General features: G+C 62.5%; 19 protein-coding genes and 4 pseudogenes. 16 read left to right on the forward strand and 7 right to left on the reverse strand.

All coding sequences use genetic code 11. The features are described from left to right. Positions 1-76: 76 nt before the first annotated feature. Positions 77-2,594 (forward strand): annotated as a pseudogene (locus tag AWC08_RS10440) (MMPL family transporter); the annotation flags it as partial. A 31-nt stretch (positions 2,595-2,625) separates the two neighbouring features. Here AWC08_RS10440 and AWC08_RS10445 read toward each other — a convergent pair. Continuing rightward, positions 2,626-3,095: pseudogene (locus AWC08_RS10445) on the reverse strand (PaaI family thioesterase). 287 nt (positions 3,096-3,382) lie between these two features. After that, entirely contained in the window at positions 3,383-3,952 is a 570-nt protein-coding gene (locus AWC08_RS10450; RefSeq protein ID WP_372457562.1) for a carboxymuconolactone decarboxylase family protein, read from the reverse strand. A 246-nt stretch (positions 3,953-4,198) separates the two neighbouring features. On the opposite strand from AWC08_RS10450, the gene AWC08_RS10455 reads away from it, so the two are divergent. Then, positions 4,199-5,407, forward strand: coding sequence for an IS110 family RNA-guided transposase (locus tag AWC08_RS10455; RefSeq protein ID WP_007172600.1), 1,209 nt, complete (start codon positions 4,199-4,201; stop codon positions 5,405-5,407). A gap of 42 nt (positions 5,408-5,449) precedes the next feature. On the opposite strand, the gene AWC08_RS10460 is transcribed toward AWC08_RS10455, so the two are convergent. Further along, the gene (locus AWC08_RS10460) at positions 5,450-6,547 is read right to left on the reverse strand and encodes a zinc-dependent alcohol dehydrogenase (protein WP_007172287.1); all 1,098 of its coding nucleotides are present in this window, start codon (positions 6,545-6,547) and stop codon (positions 5,450-5,452) included. After that, positions 6,544-8,037, reverse strand: coding sequence for an acetyl-CoA acetyltransferase (locus AWC08_RS10465; RefSeq protein ID WP_007172286.1), 1,494 nt, complete (start codon positions 8,035-8,037; stop codon positions 6,544-6,546). The genes AWC08_RS10460 and AWC08_RS10465 overlap by 4 nt, the downstream gene beginning before the upstream one ends. Before the next feature lie 120 nt (positions 8,038-8,157). Here AWC08_RS10465 and AWC08_RS10470 point away from each other — a divergent pair, with 120 nt between their 5' ends. From AWC08_RS10470 to AWC08_RS10535, 14 genes and pseudogenes are all read left to right on the forward strand, one after another. Then, positions 8,158-8,805: a TetR/AcrR family transcriptional regulator gene (locus tag AWC08_RS10470; protein WP_046182710.1), complete on the forward strand. Its 648-nt coding sequence runs from the start codon at positions 8,158-8,160 to the stop codon at positions 8,803-8,805. Positions 8,806-8,853: 48 nt separating this feature from the next. After that, a complete protein-coding gene (locus AWC08_RS10475) occupies positions 8,854-9,294 on the forward strand; it encodes a PaaI family thioesterase (RefSeq protein WP_007172283.1) in 441 nt (146 codons plus the stop codon). Between the two features lie 52 nt (positions 9,295-9,346). After that, positions 9,347-10,243: an alpha/beta fold hydrolase gene (locus AWC08_RS10480; protein ID WP_033721570.1), complete on the forward strand. Its 897-nt coding sequence runs from the start codon at positions 9,347-9,349 to the stop codon at positions 10,241-10,243. A gap of 132 nt (positions 10,244-10,375) precedes the next feature. Next, positions 10,376-11,884: a carboxylesterase/lipase family protein gene (locus AWC08_RS10485; protein ID WP_033721569.1), complete on the forward strand. Its 1,509-nt coding sequence runs from the start codon at positions 10,376-10,378 to the stop codon at positions 11,882-11,884. Positions 11,885-12,339: 455 nt separating this feature from the next. After that, positions 12,340-12,969, forward strand: a pseudogene (locus AWC08_RS10490) (helix-turn-helix domain-containing protein); the annotation flags it as partial. 75 nt (positions 12,970-13,044) lie between these two features. Next, on the forward strand, positions 13,045-14,268 hold the full coding sequence (locus AWC08_RS10495; protein WP_042909842.1) for a tyrosine-type recombinase/integrase: 1,224 nt from the start codon (positions 13,045-13,047) through the stop codon (positions 14,266-14,268). Next, positions 14,265-16,730, forward strand: a complete 2,466-nt coding sequence (locus AWC08_RS10500; protein ID WP_046182709.1) for a tyrosine-type recombinase/integrase — start codon at positions 14,265-14,267, stop codon at positions 16,728-16,730. The genes AWC08_RS10495 and AWC08_RS10500 overlap by 4 nt, the downstream gene beginning before the upstream one ends. Beyond that, a complete protein-coding gene (locus AWC08_RS10505) occupies positions 16,727-17,014 on the forward strand; it encodes a DUF1330 domain-containing protein (protein ID WP_042909843.1) in 288 nt (95 codons plus the stop codon). Before AWC08_RS10500 ends, AWC08_RS10505 begins: the two co-directional genes overlap by 4 nt. A gap of 86 nt (positions 17,015-17,100) precedes the next feature. Next, a pseudogene (locus AWC08_RS10510) lies at positions 17,101-17,979 on the forward strand (Mu transposase domain-containing protein); the annotation flags it as partial. Continuing rightward, positions 17,976-18,779, forward strand: a complete 804-nt coding sequence (gene istB / locus AWC08_RS10515) for an IS21-like element IS1612/ISMav1 family helper ATPase IstB (protein ID WP_042909844.1) — start codon at positions 17,976-17,978, stop codon at positions 18,777-18,779. The pseudogene AWC08_RS10510 and the gene istB, both read left to right, overlap by 4 nt. 153 nt (positions 18,780-18,932) lie before the next feature. After that, on the forward strand, positions 18,933-20,117 hold the full coding sequence (locus AWC08_RS10520; RefSeq protein WP_007172279.1) for a ferritin-like domain-containing protein: 1,185 nt from the start codon (positions 18,933-18,935) through the stop codon (positions 20,115-20,117). Beyond that, positions 20,105-20,557 (forward strand): hypothetical protein, encoded by a 453-nt coding sequence (locus AWC08_RS10525; RefSeq protein WP_007172278.1) that lies wholly within the window; start codon positions 20,105-20,107, stop codon positions 20,555-20,557. Before AWC08_RS10520 ends, AWC08_RS10525 begins: the two co-directional genes overlap by 13 nt. 26 nt (positions 20,558-20,583) lie before the next feature. Next, a complete protein-coding gene (locus tag AWC08_RS10530) occupies positions 20,584-20,871 on the forward strand; it encodes an NADH-quinone oxidoreductase subunit I (RefSeq protein WP_007172277.1) in 288 nt (95 codons plus the stop codon). Positions 20,872-21,150: 279 nt separating this feature from the next. Beyond that, the gene (locus tag AWC08_RS10535; RefSeq protein ID WP_007172276.1) at positions 21,151-21,558 is read left to right on the forward strand and encodes an SCP2 sterol-binding domain-containing protein; all 408 of its coding nucleotides are present in this window, start codon (positions 21,151-21,153) and stop codon (positions 21,556-21,558) included. Between the two features lie 327 nt (positions 21,559-21,885). Here the strand turns inward: AWC08_RS10535 and AWC08_RS10540 are convergent, their stop codons facing one another. From AWC08_RS10540 to AWC08_RS10550, 3 genes are read right to left on the reverse strand one after another with little or no spacing between them, the layout of a single operon-like run. After that, entirely contained in the window at positions 21,886-22,839 is a 954-nt protein-coding gene (locus AWC08_RS10540; RefSeq protein WP_007172275.1) for an SDR family NAD(P)-dependent oxidoreductase, read from the reverse strand. Beyond that, positions 22,836-24,464 (reverse strand): flavin-containing monooxygenase, encoded by a 1,629-nt coding sequence (locus AWC08_RS10545; RefSeq protein WP_007172274.1) that lies wholly within the window; start codon positions 24,462-24,464, stop codon positions 22,836-22,838. The genes AWC08_RS10540 and AWC08_RS10545 overlap by 4 nt, the downstream gene beginning before the upstream one ends. Next, positions 24,436-25,305, reverse strand: a complete 870-nt coding sequence (locus AWC08_RS10550; protein WP_007172273.1) for a metal-dependent hydrolase — start codon at positions 25,303-25,305, stop codon at positions 24,436-24,438. Before AWC08_RS10550 ends, AWC08_RS10545 begins: the two co-directional genes overlap by 29 nt. Between the last annotated feature and the right edge of the window lie 28 nt (positions 25,306-25,333).

Below are 25,333 nucleotides of genomic sequence, written 5' to 3' on the forward strand. Positions count from 1 at the left end.
CTACCTGCTGCCCCGGCAAGATGACCCGCAGTCGGCGACCACCGACCGGTTCCCGGCGGCCTCACCGCACTACTAAGCCATCACCGCTATCGCCGCCCAGTCCTTTAGCGGCACATCCACGACGGTCCGCGTAACCGGCCCTCCCGCGACGTTCAGCGATCAAATCGATTCGGCTGAGCAGGATTTGATTGTCATCTCCGTCGTGACCGCCGGGCTGATAGCGCTGATCTTGCTGGTCATCTACAGGTCACTGTTTACCGCGTTGCTGCCTCTGTTGGTTATCGGGGTCAGCCTTGCGGTAGGGCGCGGAGTGCTCTCGGCGCTGGGCGAAGCGGGAATGCCGGTGTCGCGATTCACCATCGCGTTCATGACGGCGATTCTGTTGGGCGCCGGCACCGATTATTCGGCATTTTTGATCAGCCGGTATCACGAGCAGCGCCGCCAGGACGTCTCGGCTGACCTCGCGGTGATCAACGCAACCGCCACCATCGGCCGGGTGATCCTGGCCTCCGCCGCGACTGTGGCGTTTGCATTTCTGGCCATGGTTCTTTGCAAAGCTGAGCGTTTTTGGCGCGCTGGGCCCAGCGTGCGCGATAGCCGTCTTCGTCGGAGTCGCGGCCACCGTGACATTGTTCCCTCCGGTATTGGCGCTGGCCGCCAAACGGCGGCATTGGCGAACCCAAAGCCGACCGCACACGCCGCTACTGGAACTGGATCGCCGTGGCCGTAGTCCGCCGACCCACCCCACTGCTGGCCGCCAGCCTGGCCCTTGTATTAGGGCTAGCGGCTGTCGCGCTGACCATGCGCATGAGCTACGACGACCGCCAAGGAGAGCCGGACACAACCGCCAGCAACGAAGGTTATCACCTGCTGGACAGGCACTTTCGCAAAGATATCGTCATCACCCAGTTCATGGTCGTGGAATCACGGACCGATATGCACACCGGTAAAGGCCTGGCCGACCTGGATGAGATGGCGTCTCGCGTGTCGCAATTGCCGGGCGTCACCAAAGTATCCGGCGTCACCCGGCCCACCGGGGCACGACTCGATCAGGCACAGCTCTCTTGGCAAAACGTCCAGATCGGCAACAAGATGGCCGATGCCGTCGCCAAAGGAGACGCCCACAAGACCGATCTCACCAAACTCACCGGCGGTGCCGACCAACTCGCCAGCGGCCTGGCGCAACTTGACACCACCCTTCGCACAGCGTTGACTCCGCTGACCGGTATCCTTAACCAAGCCCAGTCCAGCGGCTCGCAATTTCAGCGCTTTCGCCCTCTGCTGCAGCAACTTTCGACTACCACACCGACCATCGACCAAGCTATCCGAGCCGGACCTGGGCTACGTCAAGAAGCTCAACAAGCTCAGAATGCGATCGCCACGATCGACCCGCTGGTCGGTGCGCTCAACACCTCCCCCTGGTTTGCCTCCACACCCGAGTGCACCCAGATCCGCGACCAGGTACGGATTCTGGTGACCTTGCGCGATGGCGGCTTTTTCAGCCAGCTCGCCAACCTCGGCGACATGTACCAGCCGGGCGGCGATACTGCGGGGGGCACCATGGCAGACCTGCAGAACACGGTCACCTCGCTGAACAAGGCGTTCGGAGCGCTCGGCGACCCCGCCGACATGGCCGGCAACATCCGCCGCCTCCAAAACGGCATCAGCCAGCTCGCATCGGGCGCACAAGCCCTAGCCACCGGTGTGCATACCCTTGCCGACAGCAACATCGAAATGTTGTCCGGCATGAGTCAGATCGCCACCCAACTACAGAATTCCGCGCGGTCCAGCGCCGGTTCGGACAACTCCAGCGGCTTTTGCCTCCCGGCTAACGCCTTCGAGAATCGCCAGTTCTCCGATGTGGCAAAGCACTTCCTGTCCGCTGACGGCAAGACCGCACGCTTCGCCATCGAATCCAGCTACAACCCCTACAGCAGCGAAGCGATGGATCTCGCTCAGAAGATCACCCAAGTTGCCGATGCTGCACGCCCAACACCTCCTTGGCCAACGCCAAAATATCGATGGCCGGATTCCCCGCCGTCAACTCCGATATCCAGCGCCTTCTGTCGGCCGACTTCCATCTGCTGGCCATTGCCACGCTCGTCATCGTCGGACTGATCCTCGTCGTTCTCCTGCGCGCCTTGGTGGCCCCGCTCTACCTGCTCGGTACGGTCGTGCTCAACTACGCAGCCGCACTGGGCATCGGGACGCTCGTTTTCCAATACGGCCTCGGTAAGAAAATCGCTTGGCTGGTACCGCTTTTGGCGTTCATCATCTTGATCGCGGTGGGCGCCGACTACAACATGCTGCTGATCTCGCGGTTACGCGAGGAATCCGCTCACAACATCCGCGTCGGCGTACTGCGCACGGTCGCAAACACCGGCTCAGTCATCACTTCCGCCGGGCTCATCTACGCGGCCAGCATGTTCGGCCTTATGGTCGGTTCGGTCGCGATCATGATCCAAGCCGGGCTCATCATCGGCTGTGGCCTACTACTCGACACCTTTGTTGTCCGCACTCTCACGGTTCCCGCGATCGCCACATTGCTCCGTGAGACCAGCTGGTGGCCGCAACGTAAACGTGAGGACGCTTGAAACTCTTGCATTTTGACTAAAATACCGACGATTACGCACCTTCATCTGAGTCATGAGCGGTGTTGGGTCCAGCGAAGCGGACGAGCTGGTCAAGAAGCTCTCCGAAACCGGCGATGTCGCCGTGGGCGGCGAAGTGTTCGGGTTCTACCGTGATGAAAACCGCTGTTGCGGTGAAACGAATGACGCCATCTTCACCGACCCCCTCGCCAGTGTAAGGCACGTCCTTGCCGCACGCTGATACGTGCGCTAATGCGGTGGGGCTGGTGTAGCGGAACCGGCGCTAGATACTCGATCGCGAGATTGCGCGTGACCGCAGGCGTGCCGGCGATCCACAGGGTGAAGCCCAAAAGGTCGTCGCACGCCGCCGCGATAGCCCCGCCGTGCGCCAAGCCGGGCGCACCGATATGACGCTCATCGAATGCCACATCGGCATATACCTCATCGTCCAGACGATAGACCTCTAGCTGCAGGCCACTGGAATTCTCGGGTCCCGCAACCCATACAGGTAGGCGTGTGTGACGGCAGGCGTTGCGGTTCAGTTGAATTTGGAGCATCCAAGGTTGCGGCCTCGTTTCCGGTTGGACGTGTTCGATAACTTCGGCCATTGCGGCCTTAAACGACGAGAAATCCCGCATTAAGGTGCCGAACGCAGCAACTTGGCGTATGCCGACCTGGCAAAGTGCAGCTCATGGTCACGGCGAGCCGCGCCGGGCGATCCAAGCGCCAGTACGGTCCGCTTCGGCGCGATACCGTTAGCACGGTACCGCAGGCATTTTGGACACGCTGCGTCACGATGGTCGAACACCGTCAGGGGGCCATTCGTCGACGCCGTCTTCGAGCGGCACATCCAGAGATCGCAGGAGCGCAGAAAAGAGTCGCCAGTTGCCAATCGCCGCGACAAGTTCTACAAGGAGCCCCGGGTCTGCTTGCAACGCATCTCGGCACACAGCCCACGTGCCATCCGAGATGGTGCCGTCACGCAGTGTCTCATCGGTCGCCGCAAGTACAGCACGTTCGGCATCGCCAAAGTGGTTAGCATTCTGCCAATCTCGCACCGCGAGCAGGTCACGCTCGGACACGTCGAGCATTCGTGCGAGTCGCCAATGTTGCGTCCATTCATAGACCGAGCCGGTGACCCAGCCGATTCGCATGATGATCAGCTCTCGCAGCCGCGCGTCGAGGTCCCCGGTCCACAGCAACGCCTCCAGCAGTCCGTTCAAGGCCATTGCCACACTAGGCTGGTGAAGCGCGATTCGGAATATCGACAACTCCGCTATGGCTTCGGGGATGCCACATTGAGCAGCGCGCCGGCGCGCGTCTGTCAGGCCGAGCATTTCGACGCGGTTTCCACTGCCCACAGTCGGTCCTTAAGTTCGTAGGTGCAGTTACTTCGTGTTGTTACGTTGTGCTGTGACCCGGGTGGGTCGGGTGAGGCGGCATGTCGGTTGCCGGCCTGGTGGTGCGGCTTGAAAGGACTGGCCGCCCGGCCTTCCTGGACTTCCTCGGGCCGCTGATTGAGATCTGCGACGTGATCGCTTGTTTAAGGAAATGCTGGCGGGGTTGTCCGTGGGGATCGTGTTGGCAGACAAGCGGATAGGAGATCGATGGCAGCGGGCCAGTTGTGGGCTGGGGTTGATGTCGGCAAGGAACATCACTGGGTGTGCGTGGTCGACAACAGCGGCACGGTGGTGTTGTCGCGCAGACTCGGCAACGAGGAGCAACCGATCCGTGCGCTGATCGGCGAGATTGACTCGTTGGCTGATCAGGTTGCCTGGACGGTGGACCTGACCACGGTGTATGCCGCCCTGTTGTTGACCGTGTTGGCTGATGCCGGCAAGTCGGTGCGCTACCTGGCGGGCCGTGCGGTCTGGCAAGCCTCGGCGGTCTATCGAGGTGGTGAAGCCAAGACCGACGCCAAAGACGCCCGGGTGATCGCTGATCAGTCGCGGATGCGCGGCGATGACTTGCCACTGCTGCATCCCGACGACGATCTGATCACCGAACTGCGGCTGCTCACCGCTCATCGCGCCGACCTGGTCGCTGACCGCACCCGCACGATCAACCGACTGCGCCAACAACTCGTTGCGGTGTGTCCGGCGCTGGAGCGGGCCGCCCAGCTCAGCGCTGACCGGGGCTGGGTAGTGCTGCTGGCGCGCTACCAGCGCCCCAAAGCCATCCGCCAGACCGGTATTTCGCGGCTGACCCGGATCCTGGCCGACGCCGGAGTGCGTAATGCCGCGGCCATTGCGGCGGCTGCGGTGGCGGCCGCCAAAACTCAAACGGTCCGACTGCCCGGCGAACAAGTGGCCGCCGGACTGATCGCTGATCTGGCGCAGGGGGTGATTGCCCTCGATGACCGCATCAAGACCACCGATGCCGACATCGAGGACCGATTTCGCCGCCATCCACTGGCCGAAGTGATCACCAGCATCCCAGGCATGGGATTTCGGCTCGGTGCTGAATTCCTGGCCGCCGTCGGCGATCCCGAACTGATCGGCTCGGCCGACCAGCTCGCCGCCTGGGCCGGGCTCGCACCGGTATCTCGAGATTCGGGAAAACGCACCGGACGACTGCACACCCCCAAGCGCTACAGCCGCCGGCTGCGCCGGGTGATGTACATGTCCGCACTGACCGCCATCCGCTGCGACCCGGCCTCCCGCGCCTACTACCAACGCAAACGAAACCAAGGCAAACGACCCATCCCAGCCACCATCTGCCTGGCCCGACGCCGCACCAACGTCCTCTACGCACTCATCCGCGACAACCGCACCTGGCAACCCGACTCACCCCCGATCACTCAGTCGGCGGCTTGACATCGTCATTGAGAGTCCTTTCAGTTGGGCACTGCTGGCACGTCAGGCCATCGGTACGAAGACGTTGTGCAAGGCCGGAATCGTGCCCGGCTCGCCATCGGCTAAGACGTCGAGTAATCGTGGTAGGCCCGCGAAACCGGCGACGTCCCGGGATAGTTCATCGAAGGGCCAACGCCCAGAGACGAGCAATTCGATCGCGCTCTGATAGGCGGGGTAATCGACCCCCAGCGAGCCGAGGACGCGTAGTTCTTTGAAAACGAGGAGGTCTGGCTCGAAGCCTGGTGCTCCGCCGCCGCCGCGGGTGCCGGCGATCACCACGCGTCCGCCTGGTCGAGCAAGTGCGACGGCGTCAGCGAATGCACCTGGCGCTTTGGCGGTGACGTCGACGACGACGTCTGCGAGTTGACCGGTCGCTCGTTGCAGGGCCTTGACCGGGTCTTCACGGGTCACGTCAATGGTCAGGTCCACGCCGAACTTGGACGCTGCGGCTAACCGTGGTCGATCGCGTGGTCCGAGTCCGGTCATAGCGACGAATGCCGCTCCGGATTCCTTCGCTGCTACGGCCGAGCAGATGCCGCGGATGCCTGGCCCCAGGACTGCGACGACGTCGCCTGACGCGGTCTCCGGCAGCGTGGCAGCCCATTTGATTCCCGCGCCCAGCGGGTTGAACAACGTAGCGACAATCGGGTCGAGTCTGTCTGGAATCGACAACAGCATGGAATCGAAGGGCAGATGCAGGTGCGTTGCGTACCCTCCCCACAGGCCGGGATCGATGTTTACGTCGACGAAGCCGAACATCGTGGCCAGTCCGTTGCGCGAGCACCTGCGATACTCACCTCGGCGGCACGCGTCGCACTCCCGGCACGATCGAAAAACCTCGACCGCAACCCGATCACCTGCCGACACACCCCAACGCGCGCTTGCGGCGTCACCGACTGCCTCAACGACACCGACGATTTCATGTCCCGGGACGAAGGCGAAGCCCGCTGGTAGGTGACCGCTGTACTGCTCGTGATCGGTTCCGCAGAGCCCGCACGCCTCGATCCGAAGGACTCCGGAGTGGCCGTCGACGGGCGGTACCGCAAGAGTGCGCCGCTCGAGGGCGCGCGGCTTGGTCAGCACGAGCGCATCGGCCTTCATGGCAGTTCGAATTCGACGCGCTGATCAGCGGGCCGCACAGTTACCTGACGTCCGACCATCATCTCTTTTGACATTTCCTTCGCCACCTTCGCATCGTCGTTGCGAGCCGCGACGCGCCGGCCGTCGGGTAGACGCGCGAGAACAGGCACCCACGAAGGGCCAACGTCGCGGTCGTGTACCACCGTGTAGCCGTCGATCGTTGCCCTACCGGATGTGTCGGCGGCAGAAGCGACTGGAACCGCAGTCGCATCAATCGCGGCCTGCGCTTCCGCCATGTCCGGTGTCTGCCACCCAGTCGGCGGCGGCGTCGCCGACCATAGGCCCAACGAGTGCTTCGTGATGTACCAACCTAATCCGGAAACCAGTCCTAGGGCGTCCGGTTCGCTTCGGCAGCGTCGAACCATCTCCACAATCGAGTGGCTGACATAGTTGTTACCCGGTCCTCCGTGGTAGGGCAATCCACCGGTCACCGTGAACCCGCGTGGATCCGCTGGATCGAGATCGAGCGCCTCGATCGCAACTTCGACCGCGGAAGGGAAGCAGGAGTACAAATCGAACCATCCGATGTCATCGGCGGAAAGGTCGCAGGCAGCTAGGAGCGCCCGTCCGACAGCGCGAATTCCCGCGGACCGACTGAGATCGGGCCGCTGAACCGGAAAGTACACGTCGTTGCAAGTGGCCGCGCACCATGGGAAAACCCATCGGTCACGAGGAACACCGATTTCGTCGGCGACTTCGGCAGCCATCATGACGAAGGCGGCTGCCATATCGACGGTGATAATGCTGTTGAGCATCTTGGGATATGGCTCGCACACCATCCGGTTAGTTGGCGAGACCGAGCTGAGCTCACTGGCAGTGCGCGCGCGCGGAAACCATGCCTGGCCGGGATGCCTCGATGCTTCGAGCGTGAAGGGGGCCATCAGGTTTCCCAGCCAGCGACGCTGCTCATCGAAGGTCCGGCCCGATCGAGCCGCAATCGCCGATTCGAAGACCGGGTACACCTGGTGCGGCCAACGCAGTCCAGCACACATCTCGGCCGCGCTCAGACCGGGGCGAGTATCGCCAAGTGACTCATCCCGGCCCTCAACGGGTTTCGGGTCTCGTCGCACCTGACCCGATCCAACCCTACGAGCTGACGCGCCGCTCTCCGCTCCGACGACTAACACCGCGTCGCTGACACCGCGCGCGATGCGGGCGCCGAGCACCTCAACGAGGTACTGAGGCGTATTACCGCCAACCGGACAACTGATGCGCCGTATTGGCGCCAGCCCAGCCGCTTCGGCAATCCTCGTCGCAGGATTGTCACGCGGAATCATCAAGATTCCGGGCGTCGCCACCATATCGATTCGATGCCCGATAGCAGCGCCCGAGTCCTGCAATGCTCGACGCACGGCCTCGGAAGCCAAATCGATGGGGTCAACGACACCGTCGTCGCGGTGCGTGATCTCACCAACTGCGACGACGACCGGAGTGCGGCGTGGAATCGGCAACGGTCAGGCCGCGGTCATCGTCGACGCCTTTGCGACATATCTGCGATATTGTCACATAAGGTGCTATACGACAACTGCTTCGATCGTCAGCCCACGAACGGCACGGGACGGCATACTTGAATGGTGACGAAAAAATCGTTGCGATGGGGCACGGCGACCGCCGCGAGCCGCGACATCGCCCGAGACCATCTGCTCGATGCCGCCGCAACGTCCCTCGAGAACAAGGGGCTACCGGGCACCACGATGGAGGACATCGCCAGGCAGGCCGGGGTGTCCCGCGCCACGGTGTATCGCTACTTTCCGAGTCGTGAATCCGTCATTTCCGGTGTTATCTTGCGGTCAGCCGAACGCTACCTCCGCCGCATTAGTGCGCGGATCGCAGCGCATGCCGATTTAGGCTCGGCGATACTGGATTTCGTCGAGGTTACACTCCGTGCGGCCCACCGTGAACCCATAATCGGATTGCTATTCGGCAGTGACGACGAACTCGCCGGCGTAGGGCTGGCCAAGGGTACGTCGGTGGCTTTGTTCGAACTCGTCGCCGAGTTCCTTCGCCCTGTCTTCGCCGCGCACTGGGATCAACTTGAGCGTGGGGTGTCGGTCGACGATGCATCCGAGTGGATACTGCGGGCTATCCTCAGCCTACTCACGGTCGAAGGCCCAAGGCAGCGCAGCCCGGAGGGCCTCGATGCTTTTCTACGAAGATTCCTGCTTCCTCCTCTGCTCACCACCACCCGGTCTTGCGCTGATGCAACAAGTACGGAGTAATGTCTCGTTAGTGGCAGCAGTATCGGTGAACGACGAGGGGCTCTAGACATGAAGTTCGAGCAGTTCAGCCAAGAGATTGCCGACGAGTTGCAGAATGCGGCGGCAACCGCGGGTGGGCTGTCCAGCTACTTGGGATTTCGGCACACCGAATTCGCCGCGGGACGTCTGGTTGTGGAGATGGATGCTCGGGACGACCTGATGACGCCGTTCGGCAACCTGCACGGCGGATGCTTGTCGGCGATGGTAGACCACTGTCTGGGCGTGGTGTTCTATCCGGTTATCCCAGCGGGATCATGGGTGGCCACAACGGAATTCAAGCTAAATCTGCTGCAGCCCGTGTCGAGCGGAGTGTGCGTTGCGGTCACCGAGATCATCGCGCTGGGCAAGCGTAGCGGTGTCGCCAGAATCGATGTCTCCAACGCGGGGCGCGCGGTATGCGCGGCGCAGGGAACCGTGACGGTGGTTAGCCCGAGGGGGTATTCCGGTTGATGGCGAGACTGAGCACGAGTGCCGTCCGAATTGGCTATCGCGGCCTAATCAAATGACTGTTACCTGCGAGCGAATCCGCACCGAAGACGGCGTCACCCTCACGGCGGATTTCTACCGGCACGACACCGCCCGCGCCGTCGTACTTCTCCTGCATGGTGGTGGTCAAAATCGCCACGCTTGGACCACCACGGCGCGCCGGTTGCATGCGCGCGGTTACACCGTCGTCGCCTACGATGCCCGAGGCCACGGCGATAGCGGGTGGGACCCGACTGGGCGATACGAACTCGCAGGACTCACATCCGATCTGCTGGCTGTGCGCGAACATGCGAGTGACGACCGCCCGCCGGTGGTCGTTGGTGCGTCGTTGGGTGGCATGACCATTTTGGGAACCCATCTGCTGGCACCAGCCGATTTGTGGTCAGCAGTCGTTCTTGTCGACATCACCCCGCGAATGGAGTTCCACGGTGCACGCCGCGTCGTGTCATTTATGGCCGCCCATCCCGACGGATTCGGCACGCTCGACGACGCGGCCGACGTCATCGCCCAATACAATCCGCACCGCGCTCGTCCCGAAAGCCTGGACGGACTGCGAAAAGTGTTGCGCCAACGCGACGATGGCAGGTGGATTTGGCGATGGGATCCGGCTTTCATCACCTCTAATTTTCAGTTCCTGCAAGGTGACCCCGCCACTGGTGCCGAACAGTTCGACGCGATCAGCGAACTGCTTGTTGAGGGGGCCCGTCGCGTGCAGGCACCAACGCTTCTGGTGCGCGGCGTCCTCTCGGATGTGACATCGCAGCAGTCGGTCGATGAATTCCTCCAGGTTGTCCCGCACGCCGAAGCGGTGGACGTTTCCGGCACAGGTCACATGGTGGCCGGCGACGACAACGACGCCTTCACTGCAGCAGTCGCCGGATTTCTCGACCGCACGATAGCCAATTCGGCCTGAGAACCTCTGAGCTGTGTGGCGCAGCCCAAAGCTGGCCATAGTTAAGGGCAGCCGACAGCTACCAAAACCAAGATATGCGTGACATCCATCCACTTAAGCAGGATGTGAATGGCCATTAGCTACAGTCGAGCGATGCACCTTCGTACCGTCTGCACCACAGTAACTTCCGGCTTGGTCGAGGGTTTCTCCCGAGACGGCGTGACCAGGTGGCGATCCATCCCCTACGCCGAGCCGCCCGTCGGGGCGTTGCGCCTAAGAGCCCCCCGGCCAATCGAGCCGTGGGAGGGAGTCTTGCCGTGTCACCGTTTCAGGTACTGTGCACCACAGCCGCGCAAATACACTTTTGTTGGCCTCGGCAAATATCAGCCGATGAGCGAAGACTGCCTGACGCTGAACGTCGTCGCGCCCGACACCAGATACGAGCGGCCGTTACCTGTGATGGTGTTCATCCATGGCGGCGCATACTTCCTCGGCAGCTCCGCGACACCGGTATATGACGGGGCATCGTTGGCTCGCAAGGGGTGCGTGTTCGTGTCAGTTAATTACCGGCTGGGCGCGCTTGGAGCAGTTGACCTCTCGTCTCTGTCTACCGACGCCTTCCGCATCGACGACAATCTTTATCTGCGTGATCTGGTTATGGCGCTCCGTTGGGTGCGTGACAACATCGCAAGCTTCGGCGGCAATCCCGACGCTGTGACGATATTCGGCGAGAGCGCAGGGGCACACGCAGTGGCGACGCTGTTGGCTGTTCCAGCTGCTAAAGGGCTGTTCGCTCAAGCCATTTCTGAGAGCCCCGCGGGAGGTTTGGCTAGTTCCCGTGAACAATCTGAAGAATACGCCGCAAGGTTTGCGGCGATTCTCGGAGCTCGGAGGCGAGACGCTGCCGCGGTCTTGCTGACCGCGCCGCCGACCGACCTCGTAGCGACTTTGGATCATCTGATCATGCAGGAAAGCCGCAACGCGCCGGGCGTATATCCGGTCGGTCCCACATATGGAACCGACTACCTGCCGCTGGATCCAATGGATTCGTTGCGCTTGGGAAAAGCACACCGAGTGCCTCTCGTCGTGGGTAACAATGCGGAAGAAGCCAAGCTGTTCACCCGCTTCCTGAAACTACTGCCAACGAACGAACCCAAGATCGAGCTGCTGCTATCGACTGTGGAATCTGCTGACCGTGAGCGGATTACGGCGGCGTACCCCTCTTATCCGAAAGCCGCTGCTTGTATTGAATTGGGAGGCGACTTCACGTTCGCATCGGTCGTATGGCAGATCGCCGACGCGCACAGCGCACACGCTCCGGTATACGTGTACCGCTATGACTACGCTCCGCGCACGTTGCGATGGTCCGGGCTGGGGGCCACTCATGCTACCGAATTGCTCGCAGTTTTCGACGTCTACAGAACGCGGTTGGGTCGGCTGCTCAGCGCGGCAGGCGACAAATATACGGCGCTGCGCATTACCGAGGATGTCCAGTCGCGGTGGTGCGCCTTCGCCCGCACAGGCGTGCCTGGCGCGGGTTGGCCCAGCCACGTCAGTGCCGACCATGCGGTGATGATCTTCGACAGGACATCGCGGGTCGAGTGTGACCCGCTTGCGGTTCGGCGCCAGGCGTGGGAGGGATTTACCTTCCGCCGCCCCTGACCGCATTCTGTGTGCATCTCGTTCCCGACATGCCGCGAACTGCCGCGGGCGAGGTATTCAAAGACAGAGCTTCGCCCGTAATTCGGCGGGGAGCGGCGTTCAGCCCTACGTTGAACCGCTGTTCGTCGCGTCAGCTGCTGATTACCACCACCACCTGGGAATGGAACCAGACGCCCAGGTAGTTGCGCGCGGAGCGCTTGAGCTTCAGCCTATCGGCTCGCGCTACGGCGGCGGGCCAAAAGTTTCGATAGTGGGATGGCCCACTCGGGTCAGAGTTGACCCTGCTGCCCGTGGCCATGAGAAAGTCCCCATCTGTGGCCGGTAGGAAGTCCCCGCTGGTGGCCAGGTAGAAGTCCCCACTCCTTTGCGGGCTCGTCGTGTCTTTTCCGGGAGCTGAGGGCCTGGGCGGTGACGGTGATAGCGCCAACTGTCACCACACCGCCCAGGGAGCTCTATTGAAGTCTGCAAGGGAGCGTATGAACATTATTTCGGCGTATCACCAGGTCGGCACCTATCGCGGCGCGGCCGAGCTGTGCGGCACCACCCATAAAACGGTCAAACGGGTCATCGAGCGGGCCGAGGCTGGTGGGCCGCCGCCGCGGGAGCCACGGCCCCGCAACCTCGACGCGTTCACCGACCTGGTCGCCACCCGGGTCAAGAGCTCGAACGGCAAGATCTCGGCGAAGCGGCTGCTGCCGGTGGCCCGCGCCGCGGGGTATCAGGGTTCGGCACGAAACTTCCGCCGGTTGGTGGCTGAGCAGAAAGTGTTGTGGCGCAAAGCCAACAAGCATCAACGCAGGCCGGCAGTGTGGTCACCGGGTGACTACCTGGTGATGGACTGGGCCGAAGCCGCGCCAGGGTTGTTGGTGTTCTGCGCGGTCCTGGCCTATTCGCGGTGGCGGTTCGTGCGGTTTGCCGCCGATCAGAAAGCCTCGACGACGTTGGCGATGGTCGCCGAAGCCCTGGAGGCGATCGGCGGGGTCCCGGCCAAGGTACTGGCCGACCGGATGGGCTGCCTCAAAGGTGGTGTGGTCGCCAATGTCGTTGTCCCGACGCCGGATTACGTGCGGTTTGCCTCCCATTACCCGTTGACTGAACTACGACACGCCTAGCCGCTGGTAGGCGCTCTTTTTCGGTGTTGTGGGTTAACGTCTGGGCCCGTGTCTGTTGATGGGGAGCAAGAGCGCGACATCGCGGTCCTGTCGGTGCCGGTGCTCGGCTCGTTGGTGCAGACCAATGATTCGTGGGAGCCGTTCCGGTTGGTCGACCCGACCGGTGCCGTCGTGGATGGGGTGTCGGCGTTCTTCCGTGATCTGCAGGCCGCGGGGAGATCGGAGGCGACGATCCGGTCTTACGGGATGGATCTGCTGCGATGGTTCCGGTTTTTGTGGGCGATCGAGGTTCCGTGGCAGCGGGCGACTCGGGTCGAGGCCCGCGACTTTTCGCGCTGGATGCTGGTGGCCGGCAAGCCAGCTCGTCCGCACTGGCGACGACCAACGGTCGTTCCGAAGACGAAGCAGCGCAAGGAGTCCTACTCGGCGTCGGTGCGTGCGCATAGCGAAACGGTGTTGCGGTCCTTCTACGACTTCCATCTGGATGCCGGCACGGGGCCGCTGGTCAACCCTTTTCCGCTGGACCGGGCGCGGCGAGGGCGCCGGGCCCACGCGCATCACAATCCGATGGAACCACACCGTAATGAGCGCAAGGGCTTGTATCGGCCGTCGACGCCGTCGCGGATTCCTCGCAGCATCCCCGACGAGGAGTTCAACGAGATCTTTGCGCGGCTGCCGTCGCAGCGCGATCGGGCGTTGGTGGCGTTCTACGTCTCCACCGGGGCAAGGGCCTCGGAGCTGCTCTCGGCTACTCAGGGTGGTGTCGACCCGGGCAGGGGCGTGATTGCGTTGACTCGCAAGGGGTCTCGGGCGATCCAGGAACTGCCGGCTTCTTCGGATGCCTTCGTGTGGTTGCGGCTTTATCAGGTCGAGATGAAGGGCCGTGTTCCGCAGGGTCGGCATCAGCCGTTGTGGTGGACGTCCCGAACTCCGTTGCGGCCGTTGACCTATCATGCGGTGCATCGGATGTTCGAACGGGCCGGGCAAGGCGCCGGAAGCACCGCGACACTCCATGCCTTGCGGCATACCGCGGCGTATCGGATGGCCGAGGACCCTGATCTTCCGTTGACCGATGTTCAGTTCGTGCTGGGTCATGCGTTGCTGACCACCACGCAGATTTACCTGACCCCGCGCAAGCAGGACGTAATCCGCAGAATCCTCGCCCATCATGCCCAGCAGACGAAAAAGGCCGCCGAGCGAGTGCAAGCACCGCCGGCACCTGGCTACCGCCCTGAGACACTGCGGGTGCTGTTCGGCGGTGAATCGCGATGACGGTGACCAGCATCGAGCAGCCCGCTGTCGCAGCGGCGCTGCCGGTCGATGCGCCAGTGGCGATGATCGCGTCTGCCCGGTCGCCCGGTGCAGAATGGCCGCGGACCCGGCAGGACCGCCAGAGCATCGACTCATTGTTGACTCAGCCGCCGTTCGCGCCGCCCAAACGTCACCGCCGTCACCCCGGCGCCTACGACGTCGCAGTCGGCTTGATGTTGGACTGGCTGCTGGACCAGCCGGGAGGTACCTGGCAGGACCGGTGGCTGGCCAGCGGCGCGGACGCCGACGGACGGCGCTGGCGGCACATCCCCGTGGGATGGCTGACCGCGCGTGGCCATGACCAGTCGTGGGCACATGACTGGTTCTTCCGGGCGTTGTTCACCGCCTTCGGCGCCGATCTCATCCGACCCTCGTTGAGTTGGCTTGCCGCAGCGCATTTCCGGCGCGGCATCCTGACCAACATTATGGCGCGCTGCCGCGATGCCGCCGGGTTCACACGCCTGCAAGCACTATGTTCGGGCGACCCGGACGTGTCATCAGCCGCGGTGACCCGCACGACCTACCGAGCGTCGCTGATCCTGGCGGCCAAGGGCGGCGCCATTGCCGACATCACCATCGGCGACATGCTCGAACTGCTCGACGCTGAGGCCGTGACGCTCAGCACCGCTCCTGGCGCCACGCATTTGTTCTACCGGGTATTGCGCACGATGGGTGTCTTCGGCGCCGATGCGCCGGCGACTCTGCGGGAGTTGCGCACGGTCGGGCAACGCACACCTGAGCAGTTGATCGACCGGTACGGGCTGGTCTGCCGTCCCATCCGCAATCTGCTCGTGGACTACCTCAAGGAACGCCAGCCCGCCCTGGACTACACCAGCTTGAACAGCCTCGCCAATTTCCTCGGCGGCCTGTTCTGGGCAGACCTGGAACGTCACCACCCCGGCATCGACAGCCTGCACTTGCCGCCCGAGGTCGCCGAGGCATGGAAACAGCGGCTACGCACGGTTCCCAAGACCATCCGAGCATCCGACGGCAGCGCGACTCAGACCCAGGTGCCGCGGATCAACTACCGTGAATGCCTCACCCCGGTGCGGGGCTTCTATCTCGACCTCGCTCACTGGGCCGTCGAAGACCCCGCCCGCTGGGCCGCCTGGGTGGCGCCCTGCCCGGTCGGGAGTGAAGAGATCAATCGGCGAAAAGACAAGCGGCAACGCAAGTCCCGCATGGACGCACGCACCCGTGAACGGCTGCCGGTGCTGCCGACACTGCGCCGCACCGCCGACCAGCAGCGCCGCGACGCCGCCCAGGTACTCGATGCAGCTCGCAGCACCCCGATCGGGCAGACCTTCACCGCGGCCGGCCGGACCCTACTGCGCATCGACTCGCCCCGCGCGGCAGCGGTCAAGGTCTGGGCCCAAGACGTGGGCACCGGCGCCCGCCATGATCTAGTCAAGCAGGAAGAGCAGGCCTTTTGGGCCTACGCCGCAATTGAGGTGTTGCGCGCGACCGGCATCCGCATCGAAGAGCTCACCGAGCTCTCACACCACAGCCTGGTTCAATACCGGCTGCCCACTACCGGCGAACTCGTGCCGTTGCTGCAAATCGCACCGTCGAAAATCGATGCCGAACGGCTCCTGGTGGTCAGCCCCGAACTCGCCGAGGTTCTCAGCGCGGTCATCTGTCGCGTCCGCGACACCAGCGGCGCGATTCCGCTTGTCGCCGCCTATGACCACCACGAACGCATCTGGCTGCCACCACTACCGTTGCTGTTTCAGCGTCGCAGAGGCTGCGAGCCTCGCGCCATTAGCGCCTCGGCGATCCGCTCCATGCTCGATGACGCCATCGCCGCCACAGGACTCACCGAGCCAGCAACAGGGCAACCGCTGCGATTTACGCCCCACGACTTCCGAAGGCTTTTCATCACCGACGCCGTCCTCAACGGGCTGCCGCCTCACATCGCCCAGGTCATCGCCGGGCACCGCGACATCAACGTCACCATGGGCTATAAGGCCGTCTATCCCGACGAGGCCATCCAATCACATCTGGCATTCCTCGCCCGCCGCCGCGACCTGCGGCCCACCGACGAATACCGCGCCCCCACCGATGAGGAATGGCAGGAATTCCTGGGCCACTTCGAACGCCGCAAAGTCTCCATTGGCACCTGCGGACGCGCCTTCGCCAGCAGTTGTGTTCACGAGCACGCTTGTGTCAGATGCCCGCTGCTCTGGCCTGACCCGACCCAACGGCACCGTCTGCTCGAGATCCGCGACAACCTGCTCGCTCGCATCGCCGAAGCCGAACGCGAAGGCTGGCTCGGCGAGGTCGAAGGACTCCAAGTCAGCCTCGCCGGCGCTGAAGACAAGCTCGCCCAAGTCGACCGGCGCAGCCGCGAACAGGCACCCGTGGAACTCGGAACACCTACCCTCCCAACGAAAACACCCAAGCGTAAGGAGACAGCTCCGTGAGTCTGACGTTCTATGTCCTGTTGTGGGCCCATCCCGGGACCGAGGACTCGCTGGTCGCCTACGAAGATACAGTCCTCTGCCTTGTCGCCGACCACGGCGGCAAGGTCCTGCAACGCGCGCGGAGCGACGGCGCCGAAGGTCGCCCACTGGAAATTCAGTTATTCGAGTTCCCCTCCGCTGAGGCGTTTGACGCCTACATGGCAGACTCGCGCCGAACGGCGCTGGCGTCCGAGCGCGACCGTGCTATCGCAAGGACCGAACTCATCAACGTCCAGCTGGTGTGATGCTGGCCGGTGGCTGCCTGTGAGGTTAATAGCTAAGGCGCACAGAAAAATTCAGACAATCCTGACGGGCCGTTGAGTTCAGAGAATACCGGTTCGTCCCGGACTTCTGCCATGGCGCGGATCCGCAATCGAAGGGGATCGTGGAGAACCTGTGCGGCTACGCCCAAGACGACCTGGCTGTCCCGCTGCTGACTGAAGCCGCCATCGCCGGGGAGCCGGTCGATCTACGAGCCCTCAACGACCACGCCGCGGCCTGGTGCGCCGAGGTCAACGCCGCGGTGCACTCGGAGATCTGCGCGGTGCCTGATGAGCGACTCGTTGAGGAGCGCACCGTTCTCAAGGCTCTGCCGTCGTTGCGGCTCGAGATCGGGGCTGGGTCGGTGCGCCGCAAGGTCGACAGCCTGTCGTGCATCCGCTACGGCTCGGCCCGCTACTCGGTGCCCCAGCGGCTCGTCGGGGCCACGGTGGCGGCCGTGGTTGATCACGGCGCTCTGATCCTGCTGGAACCGGCGACCGGGGTCATCGTGGCCGAGCACGAGTTGGTCGGCCCGGGTGAAGTCTCGATCCTCGATGACCATTACGACGGACCCCGCCCAGCACCCTCACGCGGGCCACGCCCGAAAACCCAAGCAGAGAAACAATTCTGCGCCCTTGGACCCGAAGCCGAACAGTTCCTGGTCGGTGCCGCCGCGATCGGCAACACCCGACTGAAATCCGAGATCGACACCCTGCTTGGGCTCGGTGCCGCCCACGGTGAACAGGCGTTGGTCGACGCCCTGCGCCGGGCGGTGGCGTTTCGGCGGTTCCGCGCCGCCGACGTGCGCTCCATCCTCGATGCCGGCACCGGCACCCCACAACCCCGGCCCGCCGGGGATGCGTTGGTCCTGGATCTGCCTAGCGCCCCGACCCGATCTCTGGACGCCTACAAGATAGCCGGCACGTCGACAGATGGGACGGCATCATGACCGCCACCACGAACACGGCCAAACCGGTGGACCCGCCCTCGGTGGCGCCATTGGCTGCCGACCTCGACGCCGCACTGCGTCGGCTGAAGCTGGCCACGGTGCGTCGTAATGCCGCCGAGGTGCTGCAGGTGGCCAAGACGCAACGCTGGACCCCTGAGGAGATTCTGCGGACCCTGGTCGAGGCTGAGATCGCTGCCCGGGATGCGTCCAATACCGCTAACCGCCTCAAGGCGGCCGCGTTTCCCGTCGCCAAGTCCCTCGACGGCTTCGACGTCACCGGGTCATCGGTCACCCAGGCCACGTTCGACTACCTATCGAGCCTGGAATGGATTCGGGCCCAACAGAATCTAGCGGTCATCGGTCCGCCCGGCACCGGGAAAAGTCACCTGCTCATCGGCTGCGGACACGCCGCCGTGCACGCCGGTTTCAAGGTCCGCTACTTCACCGCCGCCGACCTGATCGAGGTGCTCTACCGCGGCCTGGCCGACAACACCGTCGGCAAGATTATCGACACACTGCTGCGCGCGGACCTCGTCATCTTGGACGAGATCGGCTTCGCCCCGCTCGATGACACCGGCACCCAACTGTTGTTCCGGCTCGTCGCCGCCGGCTACGAGCGCCGCTCGCTGGCCATCGCCTCGCACTGGCCCTTCGAACAGTGGGGACGATTCCTGCCTGAGCACACCACCGCCGCCAGCATCCTCGACCGGCTACTGCACCACGCCACCATCGTCATCACCTCCGGCGAGTCCTACCGGATGCGTCATGCCGACCACAAGAAAGGAGCCAACAAGAGTTAGCCAATCACCCGCAACGGGGTGGGGACTTCACGTGGCCACCAGCGGGGACTTCTACTTGGCCATTGACACCCTGCCGGACCTTACACGCGATGTGAGCGGCGCCATACGCTGGCGCTACGAATGGATTAGGTCACTAATGTGAAGGATCACCACATGACCGAGATGCTGACCCAGATGCAGGCGCTTCCCAGTGAAACTCCGCTCGAAGACGAGGCGTTGGCGGCTTACGAGAAGAAGTTTCGGGAGGACAACACGATTTGGGCTGAGTTGTTGCAGGAGAACCTCGACCGGCTCGGGCGCGGCTCGTTTTCGCTGCACTGGATGAACACCGACAAGGCCAATTGGGGTGTTCGCGCGCGCCCGAGTTCGCGGGGGTTGACCTATACCGACATCAACCGCCCGCCAGCCTACGGCACGCTGCCCGAGCACACGACGTGGCGCAACTTCGCCCCGCGCGGCTCTGTGCGTGAGCCCTATGTTGACCAGATGCCGACCATCGACGCTTATGACATCCTCGACAAGAAGGAGGCCTGGGCGGACAACGTCATGACGCTGTATGAGGAGGCCAAGGCACGGCAGTGGAACTCCACCAGCGATATTCCGTGGAACGAGCTGGAGCCCGCCAGTGAGGATCTGGAGAAGGCGGCGTGCCAGCTGGCTACCTCTTTGACGGAGGTTGAGTTCGTCGCCGGTGACTTTCCGTCGCGGTGGGTGTATCGCACCTCACCGGATTTCTACGAGGTTAAGAACTTCCTCGTGACGCAGATGATGGACGAGGCCCGCCACATGGAGGTGTTCCGAAAGCGTGCCCTCGCCGGCGGGGGAGGCTTGTTGCACGCCAGCCCGGCCCTGGAGTGGGCACTGAAGGCGATCCTCGAGTCGCCGAGCCACACCCAGGGCACGTTCCTGCTGAACGTGCTGGGCGAAGGGCTTGTCCTTACGATTTTCCGGGCCGGGGAGTACCTGTCCAAGACGCATGTCGACAAGGAGATCTTCCGGCGCTGCATGCAGGACGAGGCCCGTCACGTGTCGTACGGGACCCTGGAATTGAAGAACTTCCTCGACAGCTCGACTGATCGGGAAAAGGCGCTTTCGGATATGCATCGCTTCGCCGATCTTGGCGAGCAGATCATCCTCACCGCACTGAGCAGTCCCGGGCTGTTGGAACCGCTGGCCGTTCTTATGGGCGGTGGAGTGGACAAGATCGACGAAGGTATGGAGGGTGTGTCGTTCCTGTGGGGGACGATTATTGAGGAGTACCTGCAGCGCTGTGAGCGGGCCGGGTTTGACCGTCGCGAGAAGGTGACGATCCCCTTGGAGATGCCGTGGACGGCGTAAGTACGAGCGCAGATCTTCCTACCGTTGAGTGGTTCACCAGGCTGGCGGAGGTCAGTAAGGCTGACCTCGCCGAGTTCCGTAAACTCGGCGAGGTCGACTGCCGGTTTGCCGTCAACATCTTCGATGGCGGCCCAGATGGGTCTGCGTTGATTGTCCAGCTCACGTTCGACGGCTTCGAGGTGAGCGAGATCAAAGAGATCAGCGACACAGGGTTGGAGTCGATGGATTTCGTCATCGAAACCGACCGTGATTCGTGGCTGGACATGGTGGACAACATCCGCGCCGGAGACGGCCGACCGGACCTCGATCACACCCTCAACGCCTTGAGCATGGCGTCGACGCCGATACGGGTCTGGTCATCTGATCCTCTGGGCAAGGACATGTTTTTCCGCTACAACCAGAGTTTGCAGCATTTCATCAACAAGAGCGCTCGGCTGTGAGTCGCCGCTGAAGAAAAGGAAAGAGCATGAGCGGCACTCGGCGAGGCCATTTCTACATCGATGACACGTGCATCGGGTGCGGAGCGTGTGAGCACTCGTGCCCGGGACGGGTCGATGCCATATCCAAGAAGGCCGACGATTTCCTGGGCCGATTCGTCATCGACCTCGATGAATGCATCGACTGCGGGAAGTGCGTCCCGCTGTGCCCCGTCGATTGTATTCACGACGGGCGGGTCGAGGCGGCATTTGTCCCGGACAATGGCTACACGAAGATCGGAAAGCTATACGACTGGGCAGCGCGCAAAGATAGCTGATACATCAAAAGATCCAGGAGCTGAGGGATTGGCATCAGATTGGTGGCCGGGGCCACGTGTCGCGCGGCCGCTTGGCGCGGAGGTTGATTCTGACCTCTCTGCCAAAATTCGGACAGGCGATAGCTGTGGCTTCGACCCACAATGTCAGCTGCCGCATGAGCTCCCGCCGCGTCGCCGTCAGCTTTGCCGATCTATCACGACATCATCATCGTGGTTTTTCGGTCAGACCTCGCGGCGTCCCGACCATCACCACCCCATCAAATGACTAGGAGTTGTGTCATGGGCGTTTTCAAAGACGGCGTCGAGGCAACGAAGTACATTGCCGGGATCTTCGAGGAGGCGGTGGACGATGAGTCGATCGCCGATCAACTAGCGGCATCCGGTGTTGTGCTGCAGCTCAACTGCTCTGACCCGGATATCCAGGTTACGGTCGACATGCCTAATAAGAAGGTGTTCACCGGGAACTGTGACATCAAGCCTACCGTAGCGATGTTCATGACCTCTGACATGGCCAACCGGTTTTGGCAGGGCAACCTCAATCTCGCTGTCGCGCTGGCCAAAGGCCAGGTCCGCGCCAAGGGGCCGGTTCCAAAGATCCTGAAGCTTATTCCCGTCGCCAAGAAGCTTTTCCCGCGGTACGAGGAGCTGCTGCGGGCTGAGGGCCGTACTGACCTGCTGGTTGTTTGACGCGCGTCGACAAGTCGTCAAGCTGTATGGCGTACATCAAGCTCCTCGAGCGTAGATGTTCGAACGGGCCGGATAAGCGTCGGCCTGGTCGCTGCGACCGGCGTCTTGGTCCGCGCCGCACTTGAAGCCCTGCGCTACTAGGGTCCTGCGTCTGAAACCCGTTTACGGGTGTGGGGCAGGATTTCGTCGGGGTCATTTTCCATACCTGGGACTGTCTGAACAACGGTGGATCTGATCTTGGTCTGACACGCCGGGCGTGAGCTTGGCGGGAAGGACTGATGATGTCGGAAACACTCGACTTCGGAATGGCCATTGATCGTCAGCAGACTACTTTCCCGTGCTGACGACCGACGCCGCCGAATCGGCTCGACGGGGGACAAGTTTGTCCTGGTTCGTGGCGCGCTGGGTGCTCAACAGGCGAGTGCCCAGCCGCTGCAACGCCTCCACTGAGAATGGTTGTGTCATACGGCGGTTGACAGCGGGGGCAATGCGGAGCATGAAATAGCCCAGCCAGGCCTCGGTGCGCACCGGTACGACCGCGAGATCAAACCGTACAGCACGCACGGCGGCGCGAGCGACGAGGTCGGGACTCATCGGTGAGATCGGAAACTTCTCGCCAAATTCCTGGAGCTTCTTGGTGAACTGTTTTCCTTGTTCGATCAGTTCGTGGTTGACGCCGACAACCACCGCGCGATCACCTATATTGGTATTGATCACACCCGGGCATATCGCGCTGACGCCGATGCCTTTCGGTCCGAGCTCGAGCCGCAGGCATTCGGTCAGCATCTTCACGCCCGCTTTGGAAACCGAGTACGGCGACATAACCGGGGTGGGCGTGAATGCCGCCGCCGAGGCGATATTGACGATATGGCCACCGCCGTGTTCAACCATCTGGGCGCCGAAGAAACGGCACCCATGAACGACGCCCATTAGGTTCACACCGAGTTGGCGTTCCCAATCCGACGGACGCAGCTCTAAGAACGGGCCGCCCACCAAGATTCCTGCGTTATTGACCAGCACATCGGCGTATCCGTAATCGGCTAACACGCTGCGAGCGAGCGCCTCCCAGGCATCGGGGTCGATAACATCCAATTGCGCCGCCGACGCGCTGCGGGCATGACCACGGATCATCGCCGTGGTCGCTTGTGCCGCATCCAGATCGATGTCGGACACCACGACATGGGCGCCGAGCTTGGCAAACCTGATCGCTGTCGCCCGGCCAATACCGCTTGCAGCCCCGGTGACCACCACCACGCGTGGACGCAACCGATTGACCTTCACGCGTTCTCCTTCCTCATGGCCCCGATCGCACCCGGAAGCTTAACGCCCGTACTGTAGCGGTAGACATCAAGGTTGTAATGTCGGTTCTGCCAATACATTTCGCCATGCGTCGACGGCCGAAACGGTGAATCGCCCTGGCTGTTGATATAGTAGGTATTCGAATCCGCGCAGGTCGGAGTGAACAGAAAGTTCTTTTCCTGGCGCTTCAAACACTTCCGGAAATACTCGTCGTGGACTTCCTGACGTATCTCGCAGACCGTCGCGCCGCAGCGCTTCGCCTCGGCTATAGCGCGGCTCAGATGAGCCGACGTCGCTTCGATCATCCACAGATATGATCCCAGCACGAAGCCATAAGGCCCAGTGATGGAGAACATGTTCGGAAATTTGGGAACAGACACGCCTTGATACGACTGGTATCTCTGCTCATACCAGAACCGCCCGAGATCGATGCCGTCGCGCCCGATGACGGGAAAGGGTGGCACTGCACCCGTATCCCACAGCTTGAACCCGGTCGCGCATATCAACACGTCGACCTCGTGCTCTACACCATCCACTGTCCGCACCCCCTTCCTGGTTATGCACTCGATCGCATCGGTGACCAGGCTGACATCTTCGCGGTTGAATGTGCGGAGGTAGTCGTTTGACATCGATGGGCGCTTGCAGCCCAAGCCATAGTGTGGGATCAGCTTCTCCCGAATTACTGGATCCTCGATTTGCCGACGCATCCAGCGGCGTGTAGCTAGCTCGAGCAGCTGGCGAGTCCCGTTCACTAGCCACCCTGGACCGACCCACATCCCCGCCATCCCGATCTCAGTTGCGACAGTGCCCACCGTGCGGATAGCCGAGCGGATTCGTTTACGGCCCAGGACCCATCGGCCGACGGACTTGATCTCCATATCCGGTTTGGGGAACACCCAGATCGGCGTTCGCTGGAAGACGGTCAGATGTTCGACCTCGTCAACGATGGCCGGGACAAGCTGGAGCGCCGTGGCGCCCGTGCCGATCACCGCGACGCGCTTACCGGCCAGCACCACGTCGTGATCCCATAGCGCGGTGTGCACGAGCGCACCCCCGTACTCGTCCAAACCTGGGATATCGGGCATCTTCGGGCGTTCCAGGCCGCCGACCGCCATTACGACATATCGGCTCGTGATCTCCTGGTTGCCGGCGGCGGTCAATCGCCATAGACTGTTGTGCTCATCAAACACCGCCGAGGCGACGGTGGTGTTCAACCGAAGCTTCTCACGCAGGCCGTATTGGTCCACGACGTCATCGGCGTAATCCCGAAGCTCGTCACCCGGAGCGAAGATCCGCGACCAATCACCGCGCTGCTCGTAGGAAAAGCTGTAGACAAACGACGGAATATCCACCGCCACACCCGGATATGTGTTCGCATGCCAGGTGCCGCCCACCCGATCCCACTTGTCGACGATGACAAAGTCGTGAATACCTCTCCGTTGCAAGGCGATACCGGCGCCGATACCGCCGAACCCAGCGCCCACAATGACGACGTCATGGTCAGGAGTGACACGCTCGGCAGCAGGTAACTGTTCAATCTCGACTTTTGTACTCAATTCGGGCTCGCCGGACTTGCTGCTACTTTTGGTAACCCACAAGGGTGCCATGGGTCCCGAACAGTTCCTGCTGCCACTTGTTCAGCAGCGCACGGGTGTCGACATCGTCGGGATGAAAGCCGGGTTTCATGTAGATGCGCAGGTCGGCCATCAAACCCTTGAGCAGCGGGCCTCGAAACACAGCACGCGCTTGACGCGTCACTTTGATCGGATGCCACCCTTTAGGGTCCGTCGCGATGGACAGCAACACGCCGATCGTTATCACCGGGATGGCCAGAACGTATAAAACCCCCATCACACCGATGCGAAGCCACTCCGGCCCGCGGACCGACCGGTAAACGTCGAAGGCAACCGATTTGTGCTCCAGCTCTTCCACCGCGTGCCAGTTGAGCAGGTTTCGCACCTCGGGATCACCAGGGATCTTCTGTAACTCCTCGCCTAGCATTCGCTCAGCCAGCGTGGCAGTGAAGTGTTCAGCCGCTGCAGTGACCGCCAGGGGTACCCGCGCGGGCAGCAGGTTTTCGATCCGCACCAACAGCCGCTGCCGCCGACTATTGGCATCGAACATGAAAAAACTGACCAGGGGATAGCCCCTGTCCACCAATTGCTCGTTGAGCCGGCGGTGTTCCTGCCCATGCACCGACTCCTGACCAATGAATCCGGCCACCCGCTTCTTTAACTCCGGATCGGTCACCCGATCGGCGAAGCGCCGGACCGACCTGATAAATAATTCCTCGCCGGGCGGAAATATGCCCGACAGCAACGCCACAAGGTGGCTAAGCACGATGTCGCCCTCAACGAAGTGACGCTGCATCGGCTGCGGATCACCGAATGAGAACCGAATCCGGCGAGTTTTCGGATACGCCTTTTTTGCTGGTCTTTCCGGTGCCATTCCTGTGTTCGCAACTGCTGCGTGACTA

Origin of the sequence: Mycobacterium gordonae, from assembly GCF_002101675.1 — a bacterium.
Lineage (GTDB): Bacteria > Actinomycetota > Actinomycetes > Mycobacteriales > Mycobacteriaceae > Mycobacterium > Mycobacterium gordonae.

Excerpts from the sequence above, each read along its gene's own strand:
- AWC08_RS10455 (WP_007172600.1), top strand. The coding sequence starts at position 4,199 with ATGGCAGCGGGCCAGTTGTGGGCTGGGGTTGATGTCGGCAAGGAACAT.
- AWC08_RS10460 (WP_007172287.1), bottom strand. The coding sequence starts at position 6,547 with ATGAAGGCCGATGCGCTCGTGCTGACCAAGCCGCGCGCCCTCGAGCGG.
- AWC08_RS10470 (WP_046182710.1), top strand. The coding sequence starts at position 8,158 with ATGGTGACGAAAAAATCGTTGCGATGGGGCACGGCGACCGCCGCGAGC.
- AWC08_RS10475 (WP_007172283.1), top strand. The coding sequence starts at position 8,854 with ATGAAGTTCGAGCAGTTCAGCCAAGAGATTGCCGACGAGTTGCAGAAT.
- AWC08_RS10480 (WP_033721570.1), top strand. The coding sequence starts at position 9,347 with ATGACTGTTACCTGCGAGCGAATCCGCACCGAAGACGGCGTCACCCTC.
- AWC08_RS10485 (WP_033721569.1), top strand. The coding sequence starts at position 10,376 with ATGCACCTTCGTACCGTCTGCACCACAGTAACTTCCGGCTTGGTCGAG.
- AWC08_RS10500 (WP_046182709.1), top strand. The coding sequence starts at position 14,265 with ATGACGGTGACCAGCATCGAGCAGCCCGCTGTCGCAGCGGCGCTGCCG.
- istB (WP_042909844.1), top strand. The coding sequence starts at position 17,976 with ATGACCGCCACCACGAACACGGCCAAACCGGTGGACCCGCCCTCGGTG.
- AWC08_RS10520 (WP_007172279.1), top strand. The coding sequence starts at position 18,933 with ATGACCGAGATGCTGACCCAGATGCAGGCGCTTCCCAGTGAAACTCCG.
- AWC08_RS10530 (WP_007172277.1), top strand. The coding sequence starts at position 20,584 with ATGAGCGGCACTCGGCGAGGCCATTTCTACATCGATGACACGTGCATC.
- AWC08_RS10535 (WP_007172276.1), top strand. The coding sequence starts at position 21,151 with ATGGGCGTTTTCAAAGACGGCGTCGAGGCAACGAAGTACATTGCCGGG.
- AWC08_RS10545 (WP_007172274.1), bottom strand. The coding sequence starts at position 24,464 with ATGGCACCCTTGTGGGTTACCAAAAGTAGCAGCAAGTCCGGCGAGCCC.
- AWC08_RS10550 (WP_007172273.1), bottom strand. The coding sequence starts at position 25,305 with ATGGCACCGGAAAGACCAGCAAAAAAGGCGTATCCGAAAACTCGCCGG.